Here is a 14,440-nt window from a genome sequence, read left to right as displayed (position 1 = left end):
CAGGGCAAATCGGGCGATTGTACTGATTGCGCAAAAGAACGCACTGACAAAGTAATCAAATGGCCATCAACCCGATGAAACGTTTGTTTGATCGCCCCAAAGGTTCAAGTTGATCGTTCTCAGGCTCTGCGTGGGAACGATCAACAAAGGGGTTGGGTGTCAGGGCTATTTGTTCTCGCTGACTTGAAGCGCCCCGTCCCAACCACCGCCCAGCGCTGCAATCAACTGCACACTGGCGATCAAGCGGCTCTGTAACAGACTCAACACGTTACGTTCGTTATTCAACGCCGTGGCCTGGATGACTACCACGTCCAGGTAAGCAATCAATCCGGCCTTGTATTGATTTCGCGTCAACCGCAGGGATTCACGCGCAGCATCCAGTGCTTCCTGGCGCACGCCGGCTTCGTCTTCCAGCACCTTGAGCTGCACCAGATAGTTTTCCACCTCGCGGAAACCATCGAGCACGGTCTGGCGGTACTTGGCGACCGTTTCGTCGTAGGCCGCTTCACTGCGATCGACCTCGGCCGAACGCTGGCCGCCATCAAACAGGGTCATGGCCAGTTGCGGCCCTACCGACCAGAAGCGGTTCGGCACGCTGATCCAGTTGGCATAGGTGCTGCTGCTGTAACCGCCGTTCAGGCTCAGGGTCAGGTCCGGGTAGTAGGCGGCCTTGGCCACGCCGATGTTGGCGTTGGCCGCCATCACCGAACGCTCGGCGGAAGCGATGTCCGGGCGACGCTCGAGCAGCTGCGACGGCAGGCCCAGCGGCACTTCAGGCAATGCCGGGATGGTCTTGGTTTCGGCCAGGCTGAACTCGGCGGGTGGTAGCCCGATCAGCACGGCGATGGCGTTCTCGAACTGGGCACGCTGCCAGATCAGGTCGACCATGTCCGCCTGGGTGCTTTTAAGCTGGGTCTGCGCCTGGGCCACCGCGTCCTTGCCGGAGACACCGGCGCGGTACTGGTTTTCGGTCATTTTCAGCGAGCGCTGATAGGCCTCGACGGTCGCTTCCAACAGGCGTTTCTGTTCGTCGATCACCCGCAATTGCAGGTAGTTCTGCACCAGCTCCGATTGCTGGCTCAGGCGCATCGCTGCCAGGTCGGCGAAGCTGGCTTCGGCGTTGGCGGTGTCGGCTTCCAGGCCCCGACGCAATTTGCCCCAGATATCCGCCTCCCAACTGACCCCGGCCTGCGCAGTGTAGGTGTCGCGAATCCCGCTGGAGGAACTGGTCAGGCTCGAACTGCTGCTGCCGGTGCCCTGGCTGGAACGATTTTTCCCGACTGTAAGGTCCACCGTCGGAAAAAACGCGCCCCGGGCACTGCGCACCAAGGCTTGGGCCTGACGGTACTGGGCTTCAGACTGGGCGACAGTCTGGTTGGAGCGGTTGAGTTTTTCGATCAGGCCGTTGAGCTGCTGATCGCCATACAACTCCCACCAGGCACCACGGGCCAGTGAATCACTCGGGCTGGCCTGACGCCAGCCGGCGGCTTCCTTGTATTGCACCGGCGCGGCGGCTGGCGGGCGCTGGTAGTCCGGGCCGACAGCGCAAGCGCTGAGCATCGCCACGCACAGCGCCAGGCTCAACAAACGCGAGCCCCGGGCGGCTGCCAGTGGCGTGGCCAGATTGATAAGCGAACGGTCAGTCATAGCGGAGTTTCCAGAGCAGCATCGGTACGCACGCCACGCCATTTGTTGAAGCGATGGCGCAGTTTGTCGAGATAGAGGTAAACCACCGGGGTGGTGTAAAGGGTCAGCACCTGGCTGAAAATCAGCCCGCCGATGATGGTCAGGCCCAGCGGCTGACGCATTTCCGCGCCTTCGGCACGGCCCAACAGCAGCGGCAACGCGCCGAGGATCGCCGCCAGGGTGGTCATCAGAATCGGCCGCAGACGTTGCAGACAGGCACTGCGAATCGACTCCAGCGGCGCCAGGCCCTGCTGGCGCTCCAGTTGCAGCGCGAGGTCGATCATCAGGATGGCGTTTTTCTTGACCACGCCGATCAGCAGGAACAGCCCGAGCAACGAAATCAGGCTGAACTCGCCGCCCAGCGCGTAGATCGACAGCAACGCGCCAACCCCGGCTGACGGCAATGTCGACAAAATCGTCAGCGGATGAATGTAGCTTTCATACAGCACGCCCAGCACCAGATAGACCGCCACCAGCGCGCCGAGAATCATCCACGGCTGGCTCTTCTGGGTGGCGGCGAAGGCATCGGCGGTGCCGGCCATTTTCGCAATGACATCTTCCGGCAGGCCCACCTTGGCAACTGCGCGCTCGATGGCGGCGCTGCCCTGCTCCACCGTGACGCCTTCCGCCATGTCGAAGGCAATGCTTTCGGAGGCGAACTGGCCTTCATGGCTGACCCGGTCATCTTCCAGACTGTTTTCATAGTGCGCGATGGTCGACAGCGGAATCCGCGCACCGTCGGCGGTGATCACTTGCACCTGCTTGAGCGTGATCGGGTCCTGGGCGTATTTCGGATTGACCTCCATCACCACCTGGTATTGGTTGAGGCTGTCGTAAATCGTCGAGATCTGCCGCTGGCTGTAGGCGTTGTTCAACACCGAGGTGACCATGTCCATGTCGACCCCCAAGCGTTTCGCCTGATCGCGGTCGACGATCAGCGTCACTTGCTGGGCGCCCCGACCTTCACGGGCATCGATCGCCGTCAACTCTGGCAACGCTTTCAAAGCGGCGACGACTTTCGGGTACCACTGGCGCAATGCGCCCAGATCACCGCTTTGCAAGATGTAGGAATACTGCGCCGTGGTCTGTTCACGCCCCCCGCCGAACTGCAAGTCCTGGTCCGCCATCAGCATCAACTGCGCACCAGGGACCTTGGGCATTTCCTTGCGCAGGCGCTCGATGACTTTCTGCGCGGAAATGTTGCGTTCCTTGATCGGCTTCAAGCGCACCAGCATGAAGGCGTTGTTGGTGCCGCTGGTGCCGCCGATGAACCCGGCGACGCTTTGCACCGCATCGTCCTTGAGCACGGCACGGCGGAACGTTTCCATTTTTGGCTGCATGACGCTGAACGACAGACCGTCGTCGCCGCGCACGAAACCGATGAGCTGGCCGGTATCTTGTTGCGGCATAAACGTTTTAGGAACAACGACATACAACGCAATGTTAACGCCGACTGTCACGATCAGGCTGAGCAAGGTCAGCCGGCGGTGACGCAGCACCCAGTCGAGGCTGGTGGCGTATTTGCCGACCATCCACTCGTTGGCCCGCTGGCTCCAGCGCTGCAAACGGTTTTCCTGCCCCGGCGTGTGCGGCTTGAGCCAACGGGCGCAGAGCATCGGCGTCAGCGTCAGCGAGACCACCAGCGAGACCACAATGGACGCCGCCAAGGTGATGGAAAACTCGCGGAACAGGCTTTCGACAATCCCGCCCATGAACAGGATCGACAGGAACACCGCCACCAGCGAGACGTTCATCGACAGCAACGTGAAGCCGACTTCCTCAGCGCCGAGGTAGGCGGCCTTCATCGGCGGCACGCCTTCATCGATGTGCCGGGAAATGTTCTCCAGCACCACGATGGCGTCGTCCACCACCAGCCCGGTGGCCAGGATCAGCGCCATCAGCGACAGGTTGTTCAGGGAGAACCCGTACAGGTACATCACCGCAAACGTGCCGACCAGCGACACCGGCACCGCCAGGGTCGGAATCAGTGAGGCGCGGAAGTTACCGAGGAACAGGAACACCACCAGAATCACCAGCGCCACGGCGATCAGCAGGGTCATTTCCGCTTCGTGCAACGTCGCCTTGATCACCGGCGAGCGGTCCATCGCCAGGTTCAGCTTGACGCTGGCCGGCAGCACCGCCTGCAACGCCGGCAGCTGAGCCTTGATTTCGTTGACCGTCTCGATGATGTTCGCACCGGCCTGGCGGTTGATCACCAGCAGCACCGCCGCGTCATTGTTGAAGAAGCCGCTGTTGTAGCGGTCCTCGACGCCATCGCTGACCTTGGCCACGTCTTTCAGGCGCAATGCCGCGCCGTCGGCGTAGTGGATGATCAGCGATTCGTAATCCTTGGCTTTCTCCAGTTGATCGTTGGCCTGCACCTGCCACAGCCGCTGGCCGTCTTCGACCGAGCCCTTGGGCCGGCGCACGTTGGCATTGGCGATGGTGTTGCGCACATCGTCCAGGGCCACGCCGTACTGGTTGAGCGCCTGGGGTTCGAGTTCGATGCGCACCGCCGGCAGGGAGCTGCCGCCGATCTGCACCTCACCGACGCCCTGCACCTGGGACAGGCTCTGGGACAGGATCGTCGAGGCCAAATCATAGAGCTGGCCTTTTTCCAGCACGTCGGAGGTCAGCGACAGCACCATGATCGGCGCCTGGGACGGGTTGACCTTCTTATAGGTCGGCATGCTGCGCATCCCGCTCGGCAGCAGGTTGCGCGAGGCGTTGATGGCCGCTTGCACTTCCCGGGCCGCACCGTTGATGTCGCGGTCGAGGTCGAACTGCAAAATCACCCGGGTCGAGCCCTGGCTGGAGCGGCTGCTCATGGTGTTGACGCCGGCGATGGCGCCGAAGGAGCGTTCCAGCGGCGTGGCCACGGTCGAGGCCATAACCTCAGGGCTGGCGCCGGGCAAGCTGGCCTGGACCACGATCACCGGGAAATCCATCTGCGGCAACGGCGACACCGGCAACAGGCCGAAGCTCACGCCGCCCAGCAGCATGATCGCTAGGCTCAGCAGCATGGTCGCGACCGGCCGCTTGATGAAAGGTCCGGACAGGTTCATGGCTGCTCTACCGCTTCCGCGGCTTCAGACTTGCGACCCCAGCGCCGACCGAGACGGTCGAAATACAGGTAGATCACCGGCGTGGTGAACAACGTCAGCACCTGACTCAGCAGCAAACCGCCAACCATCACCAGGCCCAACGGCTGGCGCAATTCAGCGCCGGAACCGGTGGCCAGCATCAACGGCACCGCACCAAACAATGCCGCCAGGGTAGTCATCAGGATGGGCCTGAAACGCAGCAGCGCCGCTTGATAAATCGCGGTTTCCGGGTCCATGCCCTGATTGCGCTCGGCGTCGAGGGCGAAGTCGATCATCATGATCGCGTTCTTTTTCACGATGCCGATCAGCAGAATGATGCCGATGATCGCGATCATGCCCAGGTCATTGCCGCTCAACAACAACGCCAGCAAGGCGCCGACCGCCGCCGAGGGCAAGGTCGAGAGAATGGTGATCGGGTGGATGTAGCTCTCGTAGAGCACGCCGAGCACGATGTACATGGTCACCACCGCCGCCAGAATCAACAGCAAGGTGCTCGACAACGATGCCTGGAATGCCTCGGCGGCACCCTGGAACTGGGTCTGCACGCCAATCGGCATGCCGATGTCTTTCTGCACTTGTTCGATGATTTCCACCGCGTGCCCCAGCGCCACGCCGGGTGCGAGGTTGAAGGACATCATCACGGCCGGGAATTGGCCGATGTGAGTGATCGCCAGTTGCGCCTGACGCTCCTCGATGCGCGCCAGGCTGGACAGGCGTACTTGCCCGCCGTCGGTGGTCTTGACGTGAATCTGGTTCAACGCATCCGGGCCGATCTTCTCGCCGGACTGCGATTGCAGCACCACGCGGTACTGGCTGGCCTGGGTGTAAATGGTGGAAATCTGCCGCTGGCCGAAGGCGTCGTACAGCGCATCGGTGATGTTCGACACCGATACGCCGACCCGCGACGCTGCATCGCGGTCAATCACCAGATAGACCTGCAAGCCCTTGTCCTGCAAGTCGCTGGCGACGTCGGTCAACTCCGGGCGTTGCGTCAGTGCGTCCACCAGACGACCGCTCCACAGACTGAGCAACTCGGAATCTGGCGACGACATGCTGAACTGGTATTGCGTGCGGCTGACACGGTCTTCAATGGTCAAGTCCTGCACCGGCTGCATGAACAGGCGAATGCCGACCAGCTTGTCCAGTTCCGGTTGCAGACGGGCGATCACTTCGGTGGCGCTCAGGTCGCGGTTGCTGTGGGACTTGAGGTTGATCAGCAGGCGACCGCTGTTGAGCGTCGAGTTGTCGCCGTCGACACCGATGTAGGACGACAGGCTCTCCACCGCCGGATCGGCCAGGATCACCTTGGCCAGTTCCTGCTGCCGCTCGCTCATCGCGGCAAAGGAAATCGACTGCGGCGCCTCGGAAATGCCCTGGATAACGCCCGTGTCCTGCACCGGAAAAAAGCCCTTGGGCACGATCAAATACAGGAACACCGTCAGCGCCAGGGTGCCGATGGCTACCATCAATGTCAGCGGTTGATGCTTGAGAACCCACTTTAACTTGCGGCCGTAAGCCGCGATCATCCAATCAATTGTCGCGCCGCTGGCCCGGTAGAAACGGCCCTGTTCTTCTTCCTTGGGTTCACGTTTCAACAACCGTGCGCACATCATCGGCGTCAGGGTCAGCGACACGACCAGGGAAATCAGGATCGCCACCGCCAAGGTGATGGCGAATTCGCGGAACAAGCGCCCCACCACGTCCGCCATGAACAATAGCGGGATCAGTACCGCGATCAAAGACAGGGTCAGAGAAATCAGGGTAAAGCCGATCTGCTTGGCGCCCTTCAGCGCCGCATTAAGGGGACTGTCCCCTTCTTCGATAAACCGGGAAATGTTCTCCAACATCACGATCGCATCGTCCACCACGAAACCGGTGGCGATGGTCAGGGCCATCAAGGTCAGGTTGTTGACCGAGAAACCGGCGAGGTACATCACGCCGAATGTGCCGATCAACGACAGTGGCACGGCCACCGACGGAATGATCGTGGCGCTGAACCGGCGCAGGAACAGAAACGTGACCATGACCACCAGCGCGATGGCGATCAGCAATTCGTGCTGCACGTCGGTGACGGAGGCGCGGATGGTCTGGGTGCGGTCGGTGAGGACCGTGACGTCGAGGCCGGCCGGCAGGTTGTCGGTGATGCTCGGCAGCAAGGCCTTGATACGGTCGACCACCTCGATAACGTTCGCGCCGGGCTGACGCTGAATGTTCAGCAACACCGCCTGGTTTTCATTGGCCCACGCCGCCAGGCGTTCGTTCTCGGCGCCGTCGACAATCTCGGCCACGTCCTTGAGGCGCAGCGGCGCACCATTGGCGTAGGCCAAAATCAGGTTGGCATAGTCTTTCGGCGACGTCAGCTGGTCGTTGGCATCGAGCATCGAGACCCGGGTCGGGCCGTCGAAGTTGCCCTTGGGCTGGTTGACGTTGGACGCGCCGATCAGGGTGCGCACATCCGACAGGTTCAAGCCATTGGCCGCCAACGCCTCCGGGTTGACCTTGATCCGTACCGCCTGGCGCTGGCCGCCGGCAATGCTGACCATGCCGACGCCGCTGATCTGGGCGATTTTCTGCGCCATGCGGGTATCGACCAAGTCGTTAAGCTTGGGCAACAGCATGGTTTTGGAGGTGATGGCCAGGGTCAGCACCGGGGTGTCCGCCGGGTTGACCTTGTTGTACACCGGCGGTGCCGGCAGGTCCTTGGGCAGCAGATTGGTCGCAGCGTTGATCGCGGCCTGCACCTGCTGTTCGGCGACGTCCATGTTGATGTCGAGGCTGAAACGCAGGGTCAGCACCGACGCGCCACCGGAACTGGTCGACGCCATCTGAGTCAGGCCGGGCATCTGCCCGAACTGACGCTCCAGCGGCGCGGTCACGGCGCTGGTCATGACATCCGGGCTGGCGCCGGGATACAGCGTCATGACGCGGATGGTCGGGTAATCCACCTGAGGCAATGCCGACACCGGCATTAGCCGATAAGCAATCACGCCGGCCAGGATAATGGCCAGCATGCTCAGCGTGGTGGCGACCGGGCGAAGGATGAACAGCCGCGAGATGTTCATGCGCCGCCCTTTTTCGCCTTGTCGGTGGTCGCCGGCTCAGCCGAGCTGGCTGCCGACTTGCCTTGCAGGTGCCCGGTCGGGGTGGTCGGCACGTCCTTGGTGTCGTTGACCACCTCCACTTCGCTGCCTTCCTTCAGGCGGTCAGTGCCTTCGAGGACCACACGGTCCCCAGGCGCCAGGCCTTCGGTAATCACCGTGTTTTCACCGTCACTGGCACCGACTTTCAACTGGCGGATCGCGACTTTCTTGTCACCGTCCATGGCGTAGACGAAGGTGCCGTTAGTGCCGAACTGAATCGCCGCCGATGGCGCGAGCACCACGTCTTTCAAGGTGTCGGCCAGCAGGTGGACGTTGACGAACTGATTGGGGAATAGCGCCTGATCACGGTTATCGTAGCGTGCCTTGAATTTCAGGGTGCCGGTGGTCACGTCGATCTGGTTGTCCAGGCTCTGCAACATACCGGTGGCCTGCAACTTGGTGTCACCACGGTCCCAGGCTTCGGCCGGCAATTTGGCGCCGGTGCGGTAGCGTGCCAGGACGATGTCGAGGCTGTTTTCCGGCAAGGTGAAGGCGACGCTGATCGGCTGGGTCTGGGTGATGATCGCCAGCGCCGTGGTGTCGTTGGCCGCCACCAGGTTGCCGACGTCCAGCTGCCGCAGGCCCACGCGCCCGGTTATCGGGGCGCGGATCCTGGTGAATTCGAGATTGAGCTTGGCGTCGTTGACCGCCGCCTGATTGGTCTTGACCGTGCCCTGGTACTGGGCGACCAGTGCTTCGGCGGTGTCCAGGGTTTGCTTGGCGATGCTGTCTTCCTTGAACAGGCCGCGATAACGCTCGACGTCGACCTGCGCGTTTTTCAGTTGTGCCTGGTTCTGCAGCAGCGTGCCTTCGGCCTGGAGCAAGGCGTTCTGGTAAGGGCGCGGATCGATTTCAGCCAGCAGGTCGCCGGCCTTGACCATCTGCCCTTCTTCGAAGGAAATCTTCATCAGTTCGCCGCCAACCCGACTGCGCACATTGATGGTGTTCAACGCGGTGACGGTGCCCAGCGCCTTGTAGTACAGCGGAAAATCACCCTTGACCGCCGGCGCCACGCGCACCGGGATCGGTCCGGTCGCCCCGCCGAAGCCAGGACGCATCCCCCCCGATTTGCCGGTTTGGCCGGCCACGGCTTTCGGCGCAGCACCGTCCTTATTGGCAGTGCCGGCGGGCCAGAATTTCCAGCACAGGCCAGCGATGACCAACAGGACAAGCAGGCCGAGCAGCCAGCGACGAGGATTACGGGAAGCGGAGGATTGCATGGAATGATCAACCATTGGGCGCGTGAGCTTCTTTCTACAGGAGGCTGAACGATAAGCACTGGTGGGTATTAAGCAAAGCGCCTTTACCGGCAATTTACCTTCGGCTTACGTAACAGGAGATTTATCTAAGACACTGAAGCACAAATGAAAACGGCCTGGACAGAGGGGGCGTTCTCAGCTGATTACCCCGCCGCGCCGGGTCTGCTGTTGTGCAGGCCAAGGCGCGAGAAGCGTGGTTTGGTCATTCCAAATAAGCTTCGAGCAACGCAGCCCTGCACAACAGCAGGCCCGGCCCTTCGGGTTGTGCCTTAAAGCGGGCCAGCCTGCGTTGCAGGCCTTGGAAAGGGAACAACCATTCCCAGCGGCCTGCGCCTTGCCTGGCCCGCTTTAAGGCGACAACGCGGCGGGGAAATTAACTGAGAACGCCCCCTCAGGCCGTTAACAATTGTAAAAGTAACCTTATTTCAGAACGGCGAGTGCCGCTTCGTAGTTCGGTTCTTCAGCAATTTCCTTGACCAGTTCGCTGTGCAGAACGTTGTCGTTTTCGTCCAGTACCACGACGGCACGGGCGGTCAGGCCTTTGAGCGGGCCGTCAGCGATGGCCACGCCGTAGTTCTCGATGAACTCGGCACCGCGCAGAGTCGACAGGTTCTGTACGTTTTCCAGGCCTTCGGCGCCGCAGAAGCGAGCTTGAGCGAACGGCAGGTCAGCGGAGATGCACAGCACCACGGTGTTGGCGATGTCGTTGGCCTGGGCGTTGAACTTGCGTACCGAAGTGGCGCAGGTCGGGGTGTCGACGCTTGGGAAGATGTTCAGCACTTTGCGCTTGCCGGCGAAGTTCGCCAGGGTCACGTCGGACAGATTGCCGGCAACCAGGGAAAAGGCTGGCGCCTTGGAACCGGCTTGTGGCAGTTGGCCGTTGACTTGAACCGGGGAGCCTTTAAGAGTGACTTGAGCCATGAACGGAGTCCTTCTGACGTTGTTGTGGAGAATTTTGAAGAGGCCGAAGTTAACCACGAAATGGGCCGACGACCTATGCCCGGATACAAATTGTGAAGTGTCGCCCCCTAAACTGGATACAACTCTTCCAAACGACACAGAAACCTGTAGGAGCGAGCCTGCTCGCGATAACGGTGTATTCGTCGATATTCATTTTGAATGTCGGTTCGCTATCGTGAGCAGGCGACCGTCTACAGGGTCGGATGCGCGCCCACCGTCTCAGCAACCTCAGCATATCAACGCACCACCGACAGCCGAACAGTTCGTGCAGCCGGTGTACAGCGTACCGCCCTCTCCCGCCTTCACCCGGCGTTCAAGATGAAAGGCAGCCACCGCCTCTACATTTCACACATTGCCTGTCGATTCGGCTCACGCCCATTCGACTAGACAGTGAATCACCCACCCTCCAGCGGAGTTAAAAACATGCGATTCATGATCATTGTGAAAGCCAGCCCGGACTCCGAGGCCGGTGTGCTGCCCACCGAGGAACTGATGACTGCGATGGGCAATTACAACGAGGAACTGACCAAAGCCGGCATCCTCATCGACTGCGACGGCCTGCAACCGAGCAGCAAAGGCGCCCGTGTGCGTTTCTCCGGCGAAAAACGCACGGTCATCGACGGCCCGTTCGCCGAAACCAAAGAGCTGATCGCCGGTTACTGGATTTGGGAGGTCAAGTCGAAAGAGGAAGCGATCGAGTGGGTCAAACGCTGCCCCAATCCGATGCCGGGCACCGAAGCGGAGATCGAGATCCGCCCTATATACGGAGCGGAAGATTTCGGCGAGGAATTCACTCCGCAACTGCGTGAGCAGGAAGAACGGATACGCGAGCAGATGAAAAAGCGCTGAACATTGCAGGGGTTAAGCGTCCAGCGCCACCTCATCAACACTTTTCTCGGGCAAGTCGATCACCACACCGCGTTCTCTTGCAGGTGCCAGGCTTGCCCGCGATGGCTTTTCTGCCACATCACCCAAGCCTCAGGTTTGCATTCAATTTCAATGCACAAAAAATACCGAAAACCTGAACAAACATCCAAAGCCCCCGTCCGGCTGGCGAATCCGACGTTAGCTGCTAACTTCAACAAACATGTCATACAGGCTTGATAGGAAAGAGATTACGCAGCAGTGGCAACCGCGACACAACTGCCTTTCGGTAAATAGGAGTCTCGTATGCACTGTGCAATTCGCTTGGCCGGCTACAGCCTGATGACCATGTTCGTCAGTTGCGGCGTCGGTGCCCAGGACCTCGATACCCAAATCCGCAAGGCTGCGCTGGAAAACAGTCTGCCGGCCCAAGAAGCGATCCTTTGTTTCTACACGGGCTCTATGGCGATCGCCCCCCCATCCCGTCCGGTACTCGACGCCGTCACAGCGGTGAAATGACGCCCAAGGGTTCACTATGACTAACCGCCTGTTGCTCACCGCGCTCTCGCTCGCCCTGAGCACCAGCGCCTGGGCCGACTTCACTGCTACTCCCGAAGACGCCCGGGGCATCGCCAAGGAAGCCTACCTGTACGGATTTCCGGTGGTGGAGATGTACAAAACCCTCTACTCCCAAGCGGTTGACACAAAGAGCGCGAACTTCAAGGCGCCGTTCAACCGGATCGGCAACACCGCGAAGGCGTTCACCGCCAAGGACACCGCGTTCGTCACACCCAACGCCGACACGCCCTACTCCTTTGTGTGGATGGACCTGCGCGCCGAACCAGTGGTGCTGACTTTGCCGCCCATCGACGGGCACCGTTACTACTCAGTGCAATTGATCGACGCCTACACGCAAAACTTTGCGTACCTGGGCACCCGCAGTACGGGCAACAACGGCGGGCATTTCATGGTCGCCGGCCCCAATTGGCAGGGTCAGCAACCAGTAAAAATGGATCGACTGCTGCGCAGCGAAACCCACATCGCCTACGCCCTGTATCGCACGCAGCTGTTCGATGAAAAGGACCTGGCCCAGGTCAAGAAGATTCAGAAAGGCTACAAGGTCGAAACGCTGAGCCACTACGTCAAGCAGAAGGCCCCACCCGCCGCGCCGAAGATTGCCTGGCCCAAACCCACCCCGACCATGAGCGATACCCCTGATCTGTTCCGCTACCTTAACTTCATGCTGGCCTTCGCCCCGGCGCAGGATGCGGAAAAGGACTTGCTCGCGCGCTTCAAGACCATCGGCATCGAGGCCGGCGAGCCTTTCAACCTGCACGACTTCACCGCAGAACAACGCCAGGCCCTGGAAGACGGTATCAGTGATGCCAAGGCCGAATTCGCCCGATTCAAGAAAGACAAAGTCGATACTCACGAGGTCACCAGCGGCGATTTCTACGGCACCCGCGATCACCTCAAGGGCAATTACCTGTACCGCTACGCTGGCGCCAACCTGGGGATTTTCGGCAACTCGGCCGAAGAGGCCAATTACATCGGCTATTTCGTCGACAAGGACGGCAAGCCGCTCGACGCCTCGAAACACGATTACACCCTGCATTTCGACAAAGGCGCCCTGCCCCCGGCCGATGCGTTCTGGTCGCTGACGATGTACGACAGCAAGAACAAGTTGCTGGTGGCCAACCCGTTGAACCGCTACCTGATCAACTCGCGAATGCTGCCCGATCTCAAGCCCGACACCGACGGTGGCTTGACCCTTTATCTGCAAAACAGTGCACCGGCCAAGGACCTGCAAAGCAACTGGCTGCCTGCGCCTGAAGGCCCGTTCTTTGGGGCGTTGCGCCTGTACCTGCCAAAACCGGAAGTCACCAGCGGCCAGTGGAAAATTCCGCCGCTAACCCCCGTGCCGGCTAAACCATGAATTCCCACTCCGTCGACCGCAGGAGCACCCCGACCGACACACCTGGTGCAAAACTCCGGTGCAGATCGATGGCAAACCGGCACAACTGAGCGCCCTGTACCTCTGGGGCAGACGCAGCCGCCTGGGCCTGAAACCGGGCAACCTCGGCCCGCGCCTGCAAAACCTGTTGCGCGCCTGTTACAGCCGGCAACCGACCGAAGATCAGGCGTTGCGCCAACTGAAGAAATCCTTGGCTACGCTGCATAGTCAGACCTGTCACCACCCGCCCCCGGCAGCTGACGCGTTGCGCCCACTCAACCCTATTCACGAGAAGGACTTCCCATGACAAACCTGATGTCGACCCGCCGACGCCATGGGCTGAGGCTTCTGTTTGCGCTGGTCTTGAGCATGCCGCTGCTGGCCCTGGCAGCCGAACCCCTGCCCTCGTGGAACGACGGCCCATCGAAGAAAAGCATCATCGAGTTCGTCCAGACTGTCACCGACCAGTCCGGCAAGGACTTCGTCAAACCCGAGGACCGCATCGCCGTCTTTGACAATGACGGCACGTTGTGGAGCGAACAGCCGATGTATTTCGAGTTGCTGTTTGCCCTCGAAGAGGTCAAGCGCACCGCACCGCAACACCCGGAATGGAAAACCACCCAGCCCTTCAAAGCCGTGCTGGAAAACGATCACCAGGCCCTGGCTGCCACCGGTATGGACGGCATCCTGAAGATTTTCGGCGCCACCCACACCGGCATGACCACCGACGCCTTCGATGACTACGCCAAGACCTGGCTGAGCCAAGCCAAACATCCGAAAACCGGCAAGCCGTACACCGAGATGATCTTCCAGCCGATGCTGGAAATGCTCGATTACCTGCGCAGCCAGGACTTCAAGACCTACATCGTCTCCGGGGGCGACACCGCGTTCATGCGCGCCTTTGCCGAGGAGGTCTACGGCATTCCACCCGAGCAAGTGATCGGCACCACCTTTGTCACCGCGTTCCAGTTCAAGGACGGCAAGGCCTCGATCGTGCGCACCCCGAAACTGGCCCACAACGACGACGGCCCGGGCAAACCGGAAAGCATCGACGCCGTGATCGGGCGCCGGCCGATCCTCGCGTTCGGCAACTCCGATGGCGACCTGCAAATGCTGCAGTGGACCGCCGCCGGGCCGGGCAAACGCTTCATGGGGTTGGTGCACCACACCGACGCCAAGCGCGAATGGGCCTATGACCGTCAATCGCAGATCGGGCGTCTGGACAACGCCCTGGACGAAGCCAAAACCCGTGGCTGGACGATCGTGGATATGGCATCCGAATGGCGCCAGATCTATCCGTTCGATGCGCCCGCTCCCGAGCAAGTGCAATAAAAAAAGCGTTACGCCGGACTGCAGTAAACGTTTGTCGGTGACTGAAGGTAAGACCCGAGGACTTTTCGACGCGAAACAGGTAGGGTGCGCAAAATCAAATTGCCACTAGTGGACGCGTCCCGGGTTTTCATGGAGTTGCAC

At 60.7% G+C, this 14,440-nt stretch carries 10 protein-coding genes; 5 read left to right on the top strand and 5 right to left on the bottom strand.

What is annotated here, in order from left to right; translation table 11 throughout:
- Positions 1 to 165: 165 nt before the first annotated feature.
- The 5 genes from RHP74_RS13520 to tpx all read right to left on the bottom strand — a co-directional run bounded on the left by RHP74_RS13520 (position 166) and on the right by tpx (position 10,110).
- Positions 166 to 1,647 (bottom strand): efflux transporter outer membrane subunit, encoded by a 1,482-nt coding sequence (locus RHP74_RS13520; RefSeq protein ID WP_010459914.1) that lies wholly within the window; start codon positions 1,645 to 1,647, stop codon positions 166 to 168.
- Positions 1,644 to 4,751, bottom strand: a complete 3,108-nt coding sequence (locus RHP74_RS13515) for an efflux RND transporter permease subunit (RefSeq protein WP_311099923.1) — start codon at positions 4,749 to 4,751, stop codon at positions 1,644 to 1,646. The genes RHP74_RS13520 and RHP74_RS13515 overlap by 4 nt, the downstream gene beginning before the upstream one ends.
- Positions 4,748 to 7,852 (bottom strand): MdtB/MuxB family multidrug efflux RND transporter permease subunit, encoded by a 3,105-nt coding sequence (locus tag RHP74_RS13510; RefSeq protein WP_145307331.1) that lies wholly within the window; start codon positions 7,850 to 7,852, stop codon positions 4,748 to 4,750. The genes RHP74_RS13515 and RHP74_RS13510 overlap by 4 nt, the downstream gene beginning before the upstream one ends.
- Positions 7,849 to 9,165, bottom strand: coding sequence for an MdtA/MuxA family multidrug efflux RND transporter periplasmic adaptor subunit (locus RHP74_RS13505; RefSeq protein WP_311099920.1), 1,317 nt, complete (start codon positions 9,163 to 9,165; stop codon positions 7,849 to 7,851). The genes RHP74_RS13510 and RHP74_RS13505 overlap by 4 nt, the downstream gene beginning before the upstream one ends.
- Positions 9,166 to 9,609: 444 nt before the next feature.
- Positions 9,610 to 10,110 (bottom strand): thiol peroxidase, encoded by a 501-nt coding sequence (gene tpx / locus RHP74_RS13500; protein WP_010459910.1) that lies wholly within the window; start codon positions 10,108 to 10,110, stop codon positions 9,610 to 9,612.
- 462 nt (positions 10,111 to 10,572) lie between these two features.
- Here tpx and RHP74_RS13495 point away from each other — a divergent pair, with 462 nt between their 5' ends.
- The 5 genes from RHP74_RS13495 (at position 10,573) to RHP74_RS13475 (ending at position 14,299) form a co-directional block, all read left to right on the top strand.
- Positions 10,573 to 10,998, top strand: a complete 426-nt coding sequence (locus tag RHP74_RS13495; RefSeq protein WP_010459909.1) for a YciI family protein — start codon at positions 10,573 to 10,575, stop codon at positions 10,996 to 10,998.
- Positions 10,999 to 11,319: 321 nt separating this feature from the next.
- A complete protein-coding gene (locus RHP74_RS13490; protein ID WP_145307337.1) occupies positions 11,320 to 11,532 on the top strand; it encodes a hypothetical protein in 213 nt (70 codons plus the stop codon).
- Positions 11,533 to 11,548: 16 nt separating this feature from the next.
- Complete coding sequence (locus tag RHP74_RS13485) at positions 11,549 to 12,949, top strand: DUF1254 domain-containing protein (RefSeq protein WP_311099916.1); 1,401 nt, start codon at positions 11,549 to 11,551, stop codon at positions 12,947 to 12,949.
- A gap of 58 nt (positions 12,950 to 13,007) precedes the next feature.
- On the top strand, positions 13,008 to 13,274 hold the full coding sequence (locus RHP74_RS13480) for a hypothetical protein (protein WP_010459906.1): 267 nt from the start codon (positions 13,008 to 13,010) through the stop codon (positions 13,272 to 13,274).
- A complete protein-coding gene (locus RHP74_RS13475) occupies positions 13,271 to 14,299 on the top strand; it encodes an HAD family hydrolase (RefSeq protein WP_311099914.1) in 1,029 nt (342 codons plus the stop codon). Before RHP74_RS13480 ends, RHP74_RS13475 begins: the two co-directional genes overlap by 4 nt.
- The last annotated feature ends 141 nt before the right edge of the window (positions 14,300 to 14,440 follow it).

The organism is Pseudomonas sp. SG20052, assembly GCF_031766055.1.
Lineage (GTDB): Bacteria > Pseudomonadota > Gammaproteobacteria > Pseudomonadales > Pseudomonadaceae > Aquipseudomonas > Aquipseudomonas mandelii.
The sequence above is the reverse complement of the archived record's forward strand: the minus strand, read 5'-3'. Positions and strand labels throughout refer to the sequence as shown.

Bases quoted from the DNA above. Each gene is read 5' to 3' on its own strand.
- RHP74_RS13515 (WP_311099923.1), bottom strand. From the start codon at position 4,751: ATGAACCTGTCCGGACCTTTCATCAAGCGGCCGGTCGCGACCATGCTG.
- RHP74_RS13510 (WP_145307331.1), bottom strand. From the start codon at position 7,852: ATGAACATCTCGCGGCTGTTCATCCTTCGCCCGGTCGCCACCACGCTG.
- RHP74_RS13495 (WP_010459909.1), top strand. From the start codon at position 10,573: ATGCGATTCATGATCATTGTGAAAGCCAGCCCGGACTCCGAGGCCGGT.
- RHP74_RS13505 (WP_311099920.1), bottom strand. From the start codon at position 9,165: ATGGTTGATCATTCCATGCAATCCTCCGCTTCCCGTAATCCTCGTCGC.
- RHP74_RS13475 (WP_311099914.1), top strand. From the start codon at position 13,271: ATGACAAACCTGATGTCGACCCGCCGACGCCATGGGCTGAGGCTTCTG.
- RHP74_RS13520 (WP_010459914.1), bottom strand. From the start codon at position 1,647: ATGACTGACCGTTCGCTTATCAATCTGGCCACGCCACTGGCAGCCGCC.
- RHP74_RS13490 (WP_145307337.1), top strand. From the start codon at position 11,320: ATGCACTGTGCAATTCGCTTGGCCGGCTACAGCCTGATGACCATGTTC.
- RHP74_RS13485 (WP_311099916.1), top strand. From the start codon at position 11,549: ATGACTAACCGCCTGTTGCTCACCGCGCTCTCGCTCGCCCTGAGCACC.
- tpx (WP_010459910.1), bottom strand. From the start codon at position 10,110: ATGGCTCAAGTCACTCTTAAAGGCTCCCCGGTTCAAGTCAACGGCCAA.